We start from the raw sequence: 13,745 nt of genomic DNA, 5'->3' as shown, positions 1-13,745 counted from the left end.
GGTGCTGAGCTATCTCGACGTGCTGATCGATGGTCGCTTTGTTGAAGAGGAGAAGGATGCCACGCTGCAATGGCGCGGCAGCCGTAATCAGATTATCTGGCAGTTACGCTGAGTGACGCGGGATGTCGCCTGACTCGACGATATTGACGTTCTCACCTCCCTGAGTGAAAGCCTGCTGATGCAGACAACGTGCCACGTCGCGTGCATGCACCGCCCGCCAGTTGCCCGGCAGCAGCGAGAACAGCGGTCCCGCCAGGCTTTCACCACCGCGCTTCTGCGCGCGATCGCCCAGCAACAGTGAGGGCCGCACCAGCGTCAGGCGCGGCCAGCCCTGATGGCGCAGCGCATTCTCCATTTCGCCTTTGACGCGATTGTACAAAAACGGTGAGTGGCGATTAGCGCCGTGCGCGCTGACCACCAGCATCTGCTTCGCCCCCAGACGTAATCCGCATAATCCGCTGTCCACCACCAGGGTGTAATCTACGTGGATGAAAGCCTGTTTGCTGCCCGCCTGCTTACGCGTGGTGCCGAGGCAACAGAACACCGTATCCAGCGCACTTTCCAGCGGTCCCAACACATCGGTGAGATCGGCTTCTACCGGATTCACTACTTTGTGCATCGCAGGCAGTGGCCGGCGTGTGGGCGCAATAATCTCATCGACGCGCTCATCCTCAATCAGTAAGCGCAGCAGATGCGACCCGACTAAGCCGGTGGCACCGGTCAGTAATACACGATTCATCTCAGATTCGTCCTTATTTCACTGCTAATAGCTTAAAAGATAGCTGATCTTAGCGGGCTGGCTTGCGTTCTCACTCTCAGCGACCAGGCTTACAACGTTATCCGGATAGCGCGTCTCGCGCTCCACTCGTTTTAAGGAGGAAAAAAATGAGCAAGAAAGTGGCGGTTTTGATTACCGATGAATTTGAAGACTCAGAATTTACCTCACCTGCGGAAGTTTACAAACGCGCTGGTTTTGAGGTGGTTACCATCGAGAAACAGGCCGGTAATGTCATTAAAGGCAAGAAAGGCGAAGCGGAAGTGACCATCGATCGCAGCATTGATGATGTCAGCCCGGCTGAATTTGACGCCCTGCTGCTGCCAGGCGGTCATTCACCTGACTCCCTGCGCGGCGACGATCGTTTCGTTGCCTTTACCAAAGAATTTGTCGCCAGCGGCAAACCGATTTTTGCCATCTGCCACGGGCCACAGCTGCTGATTAGCGCTAACGGCGTGCGCGGTCGCAAGATGACCACCGTGAAGGCCGTTGCCATTGACCTGATCAATGCTGGTGCTGACTTCCATGACAAGGAAGTGGTTGTAGACGGCGATAAGCTGGTCACCAGCCGCACCCCGGCCGATTTACCTGCCTTTAATCGTGAATCCCTGCGGATCCTCGAAGCGCTGTAAACCCGATACGCCCTTTTCAGCTGAAAGGGGCGTTTTTTATTTCTCCCGCTGCCAGGCAATTTTCTTGCCGAACCCCAGCGAATTATCCGTCATCTTCACCTCATCCAGCTCAATCTCCCACAGCGGTGCCGACACTTTGCGTGAGATCGGAAAACGTTTCTGGTAAGCGGCTCTGGCAATCTGCTCTGTGGCCTCCTCCAGCCGGACAACACGGCCACGATACTGCACACCTTTAATCAGCAGCACACTTCTGGGCTGACCATTGATGGTGCCCGCAATCTGCGGATTCTTCTGTATTAACTCACCATGGCGGGTATCAGGTTCGGTCATGATCCAGAAGACCATGCGCGTCTCATCAAAGACGTAGTAGCAGTTAGCGCACCACAGTTGATCGTCAGCGGTACAGCAGAGTGAAAGCACATGCTGCTTTCTGAGGTAGCGAACCAGATGGGCGTGATCGGACAAGATAAACTCCTGGCGGTGCACCAGAGCGTGAAGCGCGCTACACTGCCCGGCACCTTTTTTTGGAAATGATTGCGATGAGTCAGCAGTGGCAACTCTACATCGTCCGGACGGCGAAAGGGAGCCTGTACACCGGCATCACCACAGATGTGGAGCGTCGGGTCGCTCAGCACCAGAGCGGGCGCGGCGCCCGCGCGCTGCGCGGCAAAGGCCCGCTGGACCTGGTGTTTCACTGTGAGGCGGGAGATCGGGCCAGCGCCTCCAGACTGGAGTATCAGGTTAAGCAGCTGACCCGCCAGCAGAAGTTACTGCTGGTGGCGGGCCAGCCGATCAGTCTGGAGGGCTGGCTGGGTATTACGACTGGCGATTAAAGGGTTCGGCGTAATCGATCTGCCCTTCCGCGCCATCCCAGGCATTATCCGCCAGACGGTAGACCTGAAACGTTGCCTCTGTTCCCGGCCAGCGACTGCGCAGGCCGTAGCGTGCAGCCGGTTCAAAACCAAAACGGTTAAACAGTGCAGGATCACCCAGCACCACGACCGCGCTGTAGCCAAATTCATTAAGCGTATCCAGCCCCTCATAAATCAGCTTGCTGGCCAGACCCTGACCGCGCAGCGTCTCATCGACGGCCAGCGGTGCCAGAGCCACCCAGCCGCGATCTTCACCCTGAACGCTGACCGGACTGAATGCGGCATAACCCAGTACCTGTCCTTCCTCATCAGTGGCGACAACGCCTAACGTCAGCAGGCCATCTTCACGCAGCGCCTGAGTCAGTTCCGCCTCGGCGGAAGTACTGAAGCAGCGTCTGAGCAGCGCGTCGATGCCCGCAGCATCTACACCAATTTCGCTACGGATCAACATGCGGCACCCGCGCGTGCCTGTGTGGCTTTCGCGTCCTGTTTCATGCCAGCATCAACAAATGCCGCCATCTGCTCAATGGCCGTGCGTAACGCGGTGGGCATAGCCTCGGGTTCAATAGCATCCATTACGTTCTTCACCTCAAGTCCCAGTTCTGTGTCACCTTCAATCACCAGACGGCGTTGAAAGAACAGCATGTCGGGATCTGCTTTACGTGCTGCCACCAGCAACAGATCATTGGCATTGCCCCGAAACCAGACATCCGCTTCGGACTGTTGCAATACCGCCAGTCGGCCGTCCTGCAGCGTGGTGATCCATTGCAGATTGAGATCGGCAATCTCGATACCCAGCAGGCGACCGTCCAGAAAGTCTAACTCACCTTCAGCCAAAGCATGGCGAAATTGCCAGTTTAAGAGTTGTTGCAGAAGCAACTTTTTGACCGGGAATGGGGTAAGCGTTGCGGGTAACCCTAAGATTTTCGGACCGTTTTTCACACAATGGGCATGTATCCGCTCTAACACTTTCGTCACTCCCTTCAGAAAATTTTACGTATATTGCCATATCCTTTTCGGCGCGCCTCCTCTGAGATCAATAAAAACCACTGCTGTTAAGGGAAAAAAGCGCTGCCAGGGCGGATGAACTGAAATTTCACTGCCCCAAATCAACACTCTCGCCGGACCAGATGCCTAGACTCGACGCCCATCGCATGTTGAGAGGAACACCTATGGAACTGCTCTGCCCGGCAGGAAACTTACCCGCAGTGCGCACCGCCGTAGAGAACGGCGCGGATGCGGTCTATGTGGGGCTGAAAGATGACACCAATGCCCGTCACTTTGCGGGCCTGAACTTCACCGATAAAAAGCTGGCTGAAGCGGCGCGCTATCTGCATCAGCATCGCCGCAAACTGCATGTGGCGATCAACACGTTTGCCCATCCGGATGGCATGGGACGCTGGCAGCGGGCGATTGATGTGGCGGCGCAAAACGGCGCCGACGCGCTGATCCTGGCCGATATCGCCACGCTGGAGTATGCCGCGAAGCACTACCCACAGGTTGAACGCCATCTCTCTGTCCAGGCTTCCGCGACTAACCTGGAGGCGATTCGCTTTTACCATCGCCATTTCAATCTGCAGCGTGTCGTCCTGCCGCGCGTGCTGTCGATTCATCAGGTTAAACAGCTGGCGCGCAGCACGCCGGTGCCGCTGGAGGTATTCGCCTTTGGCAGCCTGTGCATTATGGCGGAAGGCCGCTGCTACCTCTCTTCCTGGCTGACCGGCGAATCGCCTAACAGCGCGGGCGCCTGCTCCCCGGCGAAATTTGTGCGCTGGCAGCAGACGCCGCAGGGCATGGAGTCACGTCTCAATGAAGTACTGATTGATCGCTACGCGCCCGATGAAAGCGCAGGTTACCCGACGCTATGCAAAGGGCGGTATGAGGTTAACGGCAAGCGTTATCACGTGCTGGAAGAGCCCACCAGCCTCAACACCCTGGAGCTGCTGCCGGAGCTGCTACGGGCAGGCATCGCCTCAGTGAAAATCGAAGGCCGTCAGCGCAGTCCTGCCTATGTCGCTGATGTGGCGCGCGTCTGGCGTCAGGCTATCGATCGCTGCAAAGCGCAGCCGGAACAGTTTGAAGTCGCGCCGCAGTGGATGCAGACGCTGGGCGACCTCTCCGAAGGCACGCAAACCACGCTGGGTGCTTATCACCGTGAATGGCAATAAGGAGTCATGATGCAATATGCCCTTGGGCCGGTGCTCTGGTACTGGCCAACCGATACCCTGGAAGATTTCTACCATCAGGCGGCCCGCAGTAGCGCGGATATTATCTATCTCGGCGAAGCGGTGTGCAGTAAACGCCGCGCCACGCCCTATGCACGCTGGATGGATCTGGCCCGTGAAGTCACGGCCAGCGGCAAACAGGTGGTGCTGAGCACGCTGGCGCTGCTGCAGTCACCCTCGGAGCTGAAAGAGCTGCAGCGTTACGTTGAGAACGGCGAGTTCCTGATTGAAGCCAATGATATCGGCACGGTCAACATGGCCGCTGAGCGCCATCTGCCCTTTGTCGCGGGCCCGACGCTGAATGTCTATAACGCCGACACGCTGCAGCTGCTGGTCAAAGAGGGCATGACGCGCTGGTGTATGCCGGTGGAGATGTCGCGTGACTGGCTGCTACAGCTGCTGGAGCAGTGCGAGACGCGGGGCATCCGCCAGCAGTTTAAGGTTGAGGTGCTGGGCTACGGTCACCTGCCGCTGGCGCTCTCTGCGCGCTGCTTCACCGCCCGCTCGGAAAATCGCGCGAAAGATGACTGCGAAACCTGCTGCATCAACTACCCGACAGGCCGGTGCGTCGACTCTCAGGAGGGACAGCAGGTGTTCGTCCTCAATGGCATTCAGACCATGAGCGGCTACTGTTATAACCTGGGTAACGATCTGGCGGGTATGCGCGATCAGGTCGATTGCGTCCGGCTCTCCCCGCAGGATGTAACAACGCTGGCAGAGATCGACCGTTTTCGGGCTAATGAAAACGGCCAGGCACCGTTAATGGTCGCGAAAGGCAGCGATTGTAACGGTTACTGGCGCAAACTGGCGGGTATGACGCTGGTCTCCTGAGTAAAAGCACATACCGGCTATATTCCTGCACAGGTTAGCAGTTTTAATAGAAAGAATGATGCGTAATACTTAATGGCGCAGGCCTTCACTTAATGCCTGCGCCATTCAATGGGAGTAGCCATGTCTGATAAAAAACCTCTTCGCCTGTCCGTACTTGATCTTGCGCCGATTCCACAGGGCGCGACCGCACGGGATGCGTTCCACAATTCACTGGCGCTGGCGCGTCAGGCTGAAAAACTGGGCTTCGAACGCTACTGGCTGGCTGAACATCACAACATGACAGGGATTGCCAGCGCCGCGACGTCGGTGCTGATTGGCTACCTGGCGGCGAATACCGAGACCCTGAAGCTGGGCTCCGGCGGCATTATGTTGCCTAACCATGCGCCGCTGGTAATCGGCGAGCAGTTTGGCACGCTGGCCTCTCTCTATCCTGGGCGTATCGACCTCGGCTTAGGCCGTGCGCCAGGTTCTGACCAGCGCACCATGATGGCGCTGCGCCGTCATCAGGCCAACATGCACATCGACACGTTCCCTGAGGATGTGGCTGAACTGATTAACTGGTTTGACGCGGACGCGGATGCGCAGCTGCCCGTGCAGCCGGTGCCCGGTCTGGGCCTGAAAATCCCGGTCTGGCTGCTCGGCTCCAGTCTTTACAGCGCACAGCTATCAGCAAAAATGGGCCTGCCGTTTGCGTTTGCGTCCCATTTTGCGCCTGACCAGCTGTTCCAGGCGCTGCACGTTTACCGCGAGAACTTCCAGCCATCGGCGCGTCTCGACAAGCCCTATGCCATGGTCTGCATTAACGTGGTCGCTGCTGACAATGAGCGTGATGCGCGCTTCCTGTTTACCTCGCAACAGCAGCAGTTTATTAACCTGCGCCGTGGCAAACCTGGCCCGCTACCGGCACCGGTTGAAAACATGGATAACCTCTGGTCGCCGTCAGAGCAGTATGGCGTTCAGCAGGCACTCAGCATGTCGCTGGTCGGCGATACCGACAAGGTACGTCATGGACTGGCCTCACTGATGCGTGAAACCCAGGCGGATGAGATTATGGTCAATGGCCAGATTTTTGACCGCGAGGCGCGTCTTCGATCTTTTGCAATTGCGATGGAAGCAGCAAATAGCCTGTAATCAGTTTTGCGGTGGGCGGATGATATCCGGACTCACCGCCAGCTGACGACTATCCCTGGCCGGAGATTGCCCATACAGGCGGCGATACTCCCGGCTGAACTGTGATGCGCTCTGATATCCCACCCGATAGCCTGCCGTACCGGCATCCAGCTTTTCCACCATCATCAGACGTCGCGCCTCATTCAGCCGCAGTTGTTTCTGGTATTGCATCGGCGTCATGGCCGTAACGGCTTTGAAGTGATGGTGCAGCGAAGAGATACTCATGCCGACACTGCTGGCGAGCTGATCGATCTTCAGCGGCTGATGAAAATTCTCCCGCAGCCAGCGGGCAGCCTGCGCCACCCGGTTGCCCGGCCGCTCAGACAGTGCCATATTCAGGATGCGCGAGCCTTCCGGCCCGGTCAGCAGCCGGTAGAAAATCTCCTGCTCGATGAGTGGAGCCAGAGCCTCAATATCTTCCGGATGGTCAAGCAGGCGCACCAGCCGAACGACCGCATCCATCAGTAAGGGTGAGACCTTATGTACGGTGACGCCACGTTCATTAGGGGCTATCCCCAGCGGCAGCGCCGGAGGGAACTGTTCAAGGTAGCGTCGCAGTCGGGATTCATTGATGGCAATACCCACTCCCAGATTCGGCTTTTCCGGCGTGGCGGCGGTAACGCAGGCGCGTACCGGCATATCCAGCGTCACCAGCAACAAGTCACCCGGCCCATAGTGCAGTACCTCATCACCGATATGCAGCGCCTTACCGCCCTGAGCAACCAGCGCAAAACTGGCCCATTGAGCAAAGTGCATCGGCTCAGTCGGGGCTGAAACCCGACCAAAAAAAAGACAATCTATGGCACTGGCATGCCGGCCATCCTCCGGAGCATGACGGGCAATTAAGTCTGCCAGCGCCTGCCACTTGTCACTCTCTGTCACTCTTTCCCCCTCCTCCCGCTCTCAATGCTGATATTACCTGACGCCAGGCGGTATGCCTGTCCCGTTACGGCACTTTTGCAGGATTGTGCAAAAAGCTTGCAGGATTGCGCTACCCGCTTTTCAGCGCCATCGCGCATAGTCTTTCGACGCAATTATTACGGCGGAGAATGACATAATGAAAGCACTGCAGAATAAAATCGCACTGGTGACTGGCGCGTCCAAAGGCATTGGCGCGGCTATTGCCATCGCGTTTGCCGCAGCGGGCGCGCGCGTCGTGGTCAATTATCGTCAGGATGAAGTCGGGGCAGCTGACGTAGTCAGCGATATCGTCACCCTGGGCAGTGAAGCCGTGGCAGTACAGGCAGATATCTCTCGCCTGCGGGATGTGGAACGGCTGTTCGCCACCACCGCAGACTGTTTCGGCGCACCTGACATTGTGGTGAACAATGCAGGCAGCTTTCATCACGGCGAGTTTGAGGCGCTGACGCAGGAGGAGATGCAGCAGCAGATTGACGTTAACCTGCTCGGCACGCTGATGGTCTGTCAGCAGGCGATTCGTCACTTCCCTTCGCATGGCGGCAGCATTATTAACCTTAGCGCCCTGAACAGTAAAAACAGCACGCCGGGTTCCGTACTCTGGGCGGCAACCAAAGGCGCGGTGGATACCCTGACTCAGGGACTGGCGCGCGAACTGGGTGCCAGGAATATTCGGGTTAACGCGCTGGCACCTGGGATGATCCTGACCGAGGGATTACTGGCTGCGAAGAGGATGAGTCCGCAGCTCAAAGCGCAGCTGCTGGCGGCTACGCCGCTGGGGCGTTTTGGTCTGCCGGAGGATGTGGCGCAGGTCGCGCTGTTTCTGGCCTCTGAGGAGTCTGCCTATGTCAGCGGCGAGCGCGTCATGATCAGCGGTGGTGCCTGACAGGCATAAAAAAAGGGAAGCCAGTGGCTTCCCTTTTTGTTACGACGCTAAGTCGTTATGCATCACGACGACGTGGAGAGGCGGCTGCGCCTTCTTCACGACGTGGACCACGGCTACCTTCACGGTTGAAAGTACGTCCACCGCCTTCACGACCACCTTCACGGCGTTCAGAAGAGAAGCGACGACCACCTTCACGGTTGGCTGCACCTGGAGCACCAGCACCTGGACCACTGCGACGCTCACCGCCTGCACCCGCTGGACGACGATCACCACGGCCTTCGTTTGGCTGTGCATCACCCAGCAGCTGCATATTCATCGGTTTGTTCAGAATACGCGTACGGGTGAAGTGCTGCAGCACATCGCCTGGCATGCCTTTCGGCAGCTCGATGGTTGAATGCGTACCGAACAGCTTGATGTTACCGATGTAACGGCTGCTGATGTCGCCTTCGTTAGCGATAGCACCAACGATGTGACGAACTTCAACACCATCATCGCGGCCTACTTCGATGCGGTACAGCTGCATTTCGCCAACGTCACGACGTTCGCGACGTGGACGATCGCCATCACGGCTTTCACGGTTTTCGCGGTTTTCACGCGGAGCACGAGAATCGCCACGCGCTTCACGGCTGTCACGACGGCCATCACGCTCGTCACGATCGCGGTATTCGCGACGTGCAGGACGTGGTGCTTCTGGTGGCAGAATCAGAGGACGTTCGCCCTGTGCCATCTTCAGCAGTGCGGCTGCCAGTGATTCCAGATCCAGTTCTTCTTCTGGCTGCATTTTAGCCAGCAGAGCACGGTACTGATCCAGATCGCTGCTTTCCAGCTGCTGCTGAACTTTAGCAGCAAACTTAGCCAGACGACGCTCACCCAGCAGTTCTGCGTTTGGCAGTTCTACTTCAGGAATGGTCAGCTTCATCGTACGTTCGATGTTGCGTAGCAGACGACGCTCGCGGTTCTCAACGAACAGCAGCGCACGGCCAGCACGACCTGCACGACCGGTACGGCCGATACGGTGAACGTAAGATTCTGAATCCATCGGGATGTCGTAGTTAACAACCAGACTGATACGCTCAACGTCCAGGCCACGGGCCGCAACGTCGGTTGCAATCAGGATGTCGAGACGACCATCTTTCAGGCGTTCCAGCGTCTGCTCACGCAGTGCCTGGTTCATGTCACCATTCAGCGCGGCGCTGTTATAGCCACTGCGCTCCAGCGCTTCTGCCACTTCCATGGTTGCGCTTTTGGTACGCACGAAGATGATGGCAGCATCAAAGTCTTCAGCTTCAAGGAAGCGAACCAGTGCGTCTGTTTTACGACCGTAAGCAGTCCAGTAGCTCTGGCTGATGTCAGGGCGCGTGGTCAGACTTGACTGAATACGCACTTCCTGTGGATCTTTCATGAAGCGTTTGGTGATACGACGAATCGCTTCCGGCATGGTAGCAGAGAACAGCGCAGTCTGATGATCGGCTGGAATCTGCGCCATGATGGTTTCAACGTCTTCGATGAAGCCCATACGCAGCATTTCGTCTGCTTCATCCAGCACCAGACCACGCAGGTTAGAAAGGTCTAACGTGCCGCGTTTCAGGTGGTCAAGCAAACGACCAGGGGTACCTACAACAACCTGTGGTCCCTGACGCAGTGCGCGCAGCTGCACGTCATAACGCTGGCCGCCGTAAAGGGCAACCACGTTCAGGCCACGCATGTGTTTAGCGAATTCGGTAACTGCTTCAGCAACCTGTACCGCCAGTTCGCGGGTAGGTGCCAGCACCAGGATTTGTGGCGCTTTAACAGTAGGGTCAATGTTGTGTAACAGCGGCAGAGAGAAAGCCGCAGTTTTACCACTCCCGGTCTGCGCCATGCCTAACACGTCACGGCCCGCCAGCAGGTGAGGAATACACTCAGCCTGGATTGGGGATGGCTTTACATAGCCCATGCCATTCAGTGATTCAAGGATGTCGGCGTTCAGGCCAAGGTCAGCAAAAGTGGTTTGAATATCAGTCATGTAGTACACGTGCCTCTTAGATTGCGGCGGCCAGTCTACATAACTCGTCGTGAAAACTTTCAGTCATTTTCATCAAAAAGTGTGAACCGGCTCAAATTAGAAGTTTTGACGAACAGAAAAGCCTTCATCCTTTAAGATGATGACTTAACAGGTTTTACAGGCAAATTAAGTTCGTCAGCTATTGCTGGTCAGATTCTGATAAATCGTCTTGTGCCTGGCCGAGTTGCGCCAGTTCCAACAATGCGTATCGGTGTTCAACAAAGTTATTGACGTTGTTGGCCACCGCCAGTTTGAACAACGCTTTCGCGTCGTCCTTCTCCCCCAGACTTAGGTAGTACTTACCTAAATAGAAGTTGGTTTCACTGAGATGTTCAGCGAGCGAGGTGTTATCCGTTGCGTCCGCCTTGAGACTTTCCATCAACGTTTTCTCGTTGATATCTCCAAGGTAGAACTCGACAATATTCCATCCCCATTGGTCTCTGACCGCTTTGTCGTGACGCTGTTGAAGCGCGACTTTTGCCTTGTCGACATCCATCTCACGTTCAACGAGATAGAGCCACAGACTGCGGAAAGGATCGTTAGGATCGTCTTGATAAAACGCCAGCAGATCATCTTGCGCTAACTTGTATCGACCGCCGTAATAGAGGGCGATACCACGGTTTAAATGCGCATAGTTGTAAGTTGGATCAAGCTCAAGTACAGAATCAAACGCTTCATAGGCGGCATCAAAGTTGCCCGCCTGCGTTAAATATATGCCTAAGTAGTTAAACACTTCGGGCATATCTGGTCTTATAGACAGCGCTTGCGAAAAATCGTTCCGCGCTAATGCCCGCAGACCTAAACTATCATACAACACTCCGCGCTCATATAACAGCTGTGCGCGTTCATCATCGGTGAGAGCGCGACTGGCAAGAATTTGTTCCATGCGCGCCAGTATCACTTCCTGCTGCAGTGTGGGCTGTAAAGGCACTGCAAGAACTTCGTTCTTACGCCAATTGGAGTTGCTGCATCCTGCCAGCGTCAAAGCTGTCGCAACAAAACACCAGCGCAGAAAAGGCTTCATTTCCCACTCCCGAATACAAACATTGGGATAACCATCCTGTCATCCGCCTGCTGTGCACAAGGATTCCCGCCCTCGCGATGATACAAACGCCCCTCTCTGCCAGGCAAAGAGGGGCAAATCAGCAACGTCTTACTCAGCTTCAGGCGTAAGCACCGCTGCAGCTTCTTCAGTCTGCGGCTTAGATTCTGTCGCTTCTTTGATGCTCAGACGTACGCGGCCCTGGCGATCAACTTCCATCACCTTAACCGGCACTTCCTGACCCATCTGCAGATAGTCAGTTACTTTCTCAACGCGCTTATCCGCGATTTGTGAAATGTGAACCAGACCTTCTTTACCACCGCCGATAGCGACGAAGGCACCGAAGTCGACGATACGGGTCACTTTACCACTGTAAACGCGGCCCACTTCGATCTCTGCGGTAATCTCTTCGATACGACGAATCGCTTCTTTCGCTTTCAGACCATCGGTCGCTGCGATTTTCACGGTACCGTCATCTTCGATTTCAATGGTTGTACCGGTCTCTTCGGTCAGTGCACGAATCACTGAGCCACCTTTACCGATCACATCTTTAATCTTGTCCGAGCTGATTTTGATGGTGTAGATGCGTGGAGCGAATTCAGAAATCTCAGTACGCGGTGTGCTGATAGCCTGTTCCATGACGCCCAGAATGTGCAGACGCGCACCCTTGGCCTGGTTCAGTGCTTCCTGCATGATTTCACGCGTGATGCCTTCGATTTTGATGTCCATCTGCAGCGCGGTGATACCTTCACGGCTACCGGCTACTTTGAAGTCCATGTCGCCCAGGTGATCTTCATCGCCCAGGATGTCAGACAGAACGACAAACTTCTCATCTTCTTTAACTAAGCCCATCGCGATACCGGCAACAGCGGCTTTGATTGGCACACCTGCATCCATCAGCGCCAGTGAGGCACCACAGACAGAGGCCATTGAAGAAGAGCCGTTAGATTCGGTGATTTCAGATACAACACGGATGGTGTAAGGGAAATCTTCCGCTTTTGGCATTACCGCTAACACGCCGCGCTTCGCCAGACGACCGTGACCAATCTCACGACGCTTCGGCGAGCCTACCATGCCGGTTTCGCCGACAGAGTATGGAGGGAAGTTGTAATGGAACAGGAAGCTGTCGGTACGTTCGCCCATCAGCTCATCCAGGTTCTGCGCATCGCGGGTGGTACCCAGCGTTGCCGTAACCAGTGCCTGCGTCTCACCACGGGTGAACAGTGATGAACCATGGGTACGTGGCAATACGCCAGTACGCACGTCCAGACCGCGGATCATATCTTTTTCACGGCCATCGATACGTGGCTCGCCATTCAGGATACGGGTACGAACGACGGTTTTCTCGAGGCTATGCACGATGTCGCCGATTTCTGAACCATCCAGCGTTTCATCTTCAGCCAGCAGCGCAGCAATGGTTTCGTCTTTGATGACGCCAACCTGCGTGTAACGCTCCTGCTTGTCAGTGATGCGGTAAGCATCGCTGATGCGCGCTTCTGCCAGGGCAGCAACACGTGAAATCAGTGCGGTATTGGCGGCTTCTGGCTGCCAGTCCCAGCGTGGTTTGCCAGCTTCAGCAACCAGGGCATTGATGTTTTCGATAACGATCTGCTGCTGGTCATGACCAAAGACCACTGCGCCCAGCATCTGCTCTTCTGACAGGATCTCAGCTTCAGATTCAACCATCAGAACGGCATTCTGCGTACCGGCAACAACCAGATCCAGACGAGACTGTTTCAGCTCATCGGCGGTTGGGTTCAGGACGTATTGATCGTTGATGTAACCCACGCGCGCAGAGCCAATCGGGCCATTGAACGGCAGACCAGAAAGTGCCAGCGCAGCAGAGGCACCAATCATTGCAACGATGTCAGGGTGAACCTGTGGGTTTACAGAAACCACAGTTGCAATAACCTGAACTTCGTTAACAAAACCTTCCGGGAACAGCGGACGAATCGGGCGGTCAATCAGACGCGAAATCAGGGTTTCGCCTTCACTTGGACGGCCTTCACGACGGAAGAAGCTGCCTGGGATACGACCAGCAGCGTAAGTACGCTCCTGATAGTTCACGGTCAGTGGGAAGAAGTCCTGACCTGGTTTAGATTTTTTCTGACCTACAACAGTGACGAACACTGCAGTATCGTCCATGCTCACCATCACAGCGGCTGTCGCCTGGCGAGCCATCATGCCGGTTTCCAGCGTGACGGTATGTTGACCATATTGGAATTTGCGTACGATCGGATTCAGCAAAATCAAAGTCCTTAACTTCGGGGCATGGCTATCTGTAGCCCGCCATTGATTACCAATCTTCAGCTGCATCCTCGCGACTAATGACAACCCTCGACCGCCCCTG

At 55.8% G+C, this 13,745-nt stretch carries 16 protein-coding genes; 7 read left to right on the top strand and 9 right to left on the bottom strand.

Translation table 11 applies throughout. The features are described from left to right. The coding region (locus AC2LB6_RS16835; protein ID WP_490094339.1) for a 4Fe-4S cluster-binding domain-containing protein at positions 1 to 112 on the top strand (112 nt) is incomplete at its 5' end. Here AC2LB6_RS16835 and AC2LB6_RS16830 read toward each other — a convergent pair. Next, complete coding sequence (locus tag AC2LB6_RS16830; RefSeq protein WP_490094335.1) at positions 104 to 739, bottom strand: NAD-dependent epimerase/dehydratase family protein; 636 nt, start codon at positions 737 to 739, stop codon at positions 104 to 106. The genes AC2LB6_RS16835 and AC2LB6_RS16830 overlap by 9 nt on opposite strands. 146 nt (positions 740 to 885) lie before the next feature. Between AC2LB6_RS16830 and AC2LB6_RS16825 the strand changes: the two genes are divergently transcribed. Continuing rightward, positions 886 to 1,407 (top strand): type 1 glutamine amidotransferase domain-containing protein, encoded by a 522-nt coding sequence (locus AC2LB6_RS16825; protein ID WP_490094334.1) that lies wholly within the window; start codon positions 886 to 888, stop codon positions 1,405 to 1,407. A gap of 36 nt (positions 1,408 to 1,443) precedes the next feature. Here the strand turns inward: AC2LB6_RS16825 and AC2LB6_RS16820 are convergent, their stop codons facing one another. Further along, the gene (locus tag AC2LB6_RS16820; protein WP_490094333.1) at positions 1,444 to 1,872 is read right to left on the bottom strand and encodes a YhbP family protein; all 429 of its coding nucleotides are present in this window, start codon (positions 1,870 to 1,872) and stop codon (positions 1,444 to 1,446) included. 74 nt (positions 1,873 to 1,946) lie between these two features. Here AC2LB6_RS16820 and AC2LB6_RS16815 point away from each other — a divergent pair, with 74 nt between their 5' ends. Next, the gene (locus AC2LB6_RS16815) at positions 1,947 to 2,240 is read left to right on the top strand and encodes a GIY-YIG nuclease family protein (RefSeq protein ID WP_490094332.1); all 294 of its coding nucleotides are present in this window, start codon (positions 1,947 to 1,949) and stop codon (positions 2,238 to 2,240) included. On the opposite strand, the gene AC2LB6_RS16810 is transcribed toward AC2LB6_RS16815, so the two are convergent. Together AC2LB6_RS16810 and ubiT are read right to left on the bottom strand one after the other, a co-directional pair. Then, positions 2,224 to 2,730, bottom strand: a complete 507-nt coding sequence (locus tag AC2LB6_RS16810) for a GNAT family N-acetyltransferase (protein ID WP_490094331.1) — start codon at positions 2,728 to 2,730, stop codon at positions 2,224 to 2,226. The genes AC2LB6_RS16815 and AC2LB6_RS16810 overlap by 17 nt on opposite strands. Beyond that, positions 2,724 to 3,248 carry a ubiquinone anaerobic biosynthesis accessory factor UbiT gene (gene ubiT, locus AC2LB6_RS16805; protein ID WP_490094330.1) on the bottom strand — a complete coding sequence of 175 codons (525 nt, stop codon included), beginning with the start codon at positions 3,246 to 3,248 and terminating at the stop codon, positions 2,724 to 2,726. The genes AC2LB6_RS16810 and ubiT overlap by 7 nt, the downstream gene beginning before the upstream one ends. A 203-nt stretch (positions 3,249 to 3,451) precedes the next feature. Here ubiT and ubiU point away from each other — a divergent pair, with 203 nt between their 5' ends. The 3 genes from ubiU (at position 3,452) to AC2LB6_RS16790 (ending at position 6,466) form a co-directional block, all read left to right on the top strand. Further along, positions 3,452 to 4,447, top strand: a complete 996-nt coding sequence (gene ubiU / locus AC2LB6_RS16800) for a ubiquinone anaerobic biosynthesis protein UbiU (RefSeq protein ID WP_490094329.1) — start codon at positions 3,452 to 3,454, stop codon at positions 4,445 to 4,447. A 9-nt stretch (positions 4,448 to 4,456) separates the two neighbouring features. Next, positions 4,457 to 5,335 (top strand): U32 family peptidase, encoded by an 879-nt coding sequence (locus AC2LB6_RS16795; RefSeq protein WP_490094338.1) that lies wholly within the window; start codon positions 4,457 to 4,459, stop codon positions 5,333 to 5,335. Positions 5,336 to 5,455: 120 nt separating this feature from the next. Continuing rightward, the gene (locus tag AC2LB6_RS16790) at positions 5,456 to 6,466 is read left to right on the top strand and encodes a luciferase-like monooxygenase (protein ID WP_490094328.1); all 1,011 of its coding nucleotides are present in this window, start codon (positions 5,456 to 5,458) and stop codon (positions 6,464 to 6,466) included. Here AC2LB6_RS16790 and AC2LB6_RS16785 read toward each other — a convergent pair whose 3' ends face one another. Next, the gene (locus AC2LB6_RS16785) at positions 6,467 to 7,387 is read right to left on the bottom strand and encodes an AraC family transcriptional regulator (RefSeq protein ID WP_490094327.1); all 921 of its coding nucleotides are present in this window, start codon (positions 7,385 to 7,387) and stop codon (positions 6,467 to 6,469) included. Between the two features lie 175 nt (positions 7,388 to 7,562). Here AC2LB6_RS16785 and AC2LB6_RS16780 point away from each other — a divergent pair, with 175 nt between their 5' ends. Continuing rightward, the gene (locus AC2LB6_RS16780; RefSeq protein WP_490094326.1) at positions 7,563 to 8,309 is read left to right on the top strand and encodes an SDR family NAD(P)-dependent oxidoreductase; all 747 of its coding nucleotides are present in this window, start codon (positions 7,563 to 7,565) and stop codon (positions 8,307 to 8,309) included. Positions 8,310 to 8,364: 55 nt separating this feature from the next. Here the strand turns inward: AC2LB6_RS16780 and AC2LB6_RS16775 are convergent, their stop codons facing one another. The 4 genes from AC2LB6_RS16775 to pnp all read right to left on the bottom strand — a co-directional run bounded on the left by AC2LB6_RS16775 (position 8,365) and on the right by pnp (position 13,642). Beyond that, positions 8,365 to 10,314, bottom strand: coding sequence for a DEAD/DEAH family ATP-dependent RNA helicase (locus AC2LB6_RS16775; RefSeq protein ID WP_490094325.1), 1,950 nt, complete (start codon positions 10,312 to 10,314; stop codon positions 8,365 to 8,367). A 16-nt stretch (positions 10,315 to 10,330) separates the two neighbouring features. Further along, positions 10,331 to 10,387: a protein YrbN gene (gene yrbN / locus AC2LB6_RS16770; protein WP_098053093.1), complete on the bottom strand. Its 57-nt coding sequence runs from the start codon at positions 10,385 to 10,387 to the stop codon at positions 10,331 to 10,333. A gap of 105 nt (positions 10,388 to 10,492) precedes the next feature. After that, a complete protein-coding gene (gene nlpI, locus AC2LB6_RS16765; RefSeq protein WP_010251765.1) occupies positions 10,493 to 11,377 on the bottom strand; it encodes a lipoprotein NlpI in 885 nt (294 codons plus the stop codon). 129 nt (positions 11,378 to 11,506) lie between these two features. Beyond that, on the bottom strand, positions 11,507 to 13,642 hold the full coding sequence (gene pnp, locus AC2LB6_RS16760) for a polyribonucleotide nucleotidyltransferase (protein ID WP_490094324.1): 2,136 nt from the start codon (positions 13,640 to 13,642) through the stop codon (positions 11,507 to 11,509). Positions 13,643 to 13,745: the final 103 nt, after the last annotated feature.

It is taken from the genome of Pantoea sp. RCC30.1 (assembly GCF_058148845.1).
This window is presented reverse-complemented; position numbering and strand designations above follow the sequence as displayed.

What these genes read in the sequence shown, in the direction of transcription:
- AC2LB6_RS16830 (WP_490094335.1), bottom strand. Translation starts at nt 739, where the DNA reads ATGAATCGTGTATTACTGACCGGTGCCACCGGCTTAGTCGGGTCGCAT.
- AC2LB6_RS16825 (WP_490094334.1), top strand. Translation starts at nt 886, where the DNA reads ATGAGCAAGAAAGTGGCGGTTTTGATTACCGATGAATTTGAAGACTCA.
- AC2LB6_RS16815 (WP_490094332.1), top strand. Translation starts at nt 1,947, where the DNA reads ATGAGTCAGCAGTGGCAACTCTACATCGTCCGGACGGCGAAAGGGAGC.
- AC2LB6_RS16810 (WP_490094331.1), bottom strand. Translation starts at nt 2,730, where the DNA reads ATGTTGATCCGTAGCGAAATTGGTGTAGATGCTGCGGGCATCGACGCG.
- ubiU (WP_490094329.1), top strand. Translation starts at nt 3,452, where the DNA reads ATGGAACTGCTCTGCCCGGCAGGAAACTTACCCGCAGTGCGCACCGCC.
- AC2LB6_RS16795 (WP_490094338.1), top strand. Translation starts at nt 4,457, where the DNA reads ATGCAATATGCCCTTGGGCCGGTGCTCTGGTACTGGCCAACCGATACC.
- AC2LB6_RS16790 (WP_490094328.1), top strand. Translation starts at nt 5,456, where the DNA reads ATGTCTGATAAAAAACCTCTTCGCCTGTCCGTACTTGATCTTGCGCCG.
- AC2LB6_RS16780 (WP_490094326.1), top strand. Translation starts at nt 7,563, where the DNA reads ATGAAAGCACTGCAGAATAAAATCGCACTGGTGACTGGCGCGTCCAAA.
- AC2LB6_RS16775 (WP_490094325.1), bottom strand. Translation starts at nt 10,314, where the DNA reads ATGACTGATATTCAAACCACTTTTGCTGACCTTGGCCTGAACGCCGAC.
- nlpI (WP_010251765.1), bottom strand. Translation starts at nt 11,377, where the DNA reads ATGAAGCCTTTTCTGCGCTGGTGTTTTGTTGCGACAGCTTTGACGCTG.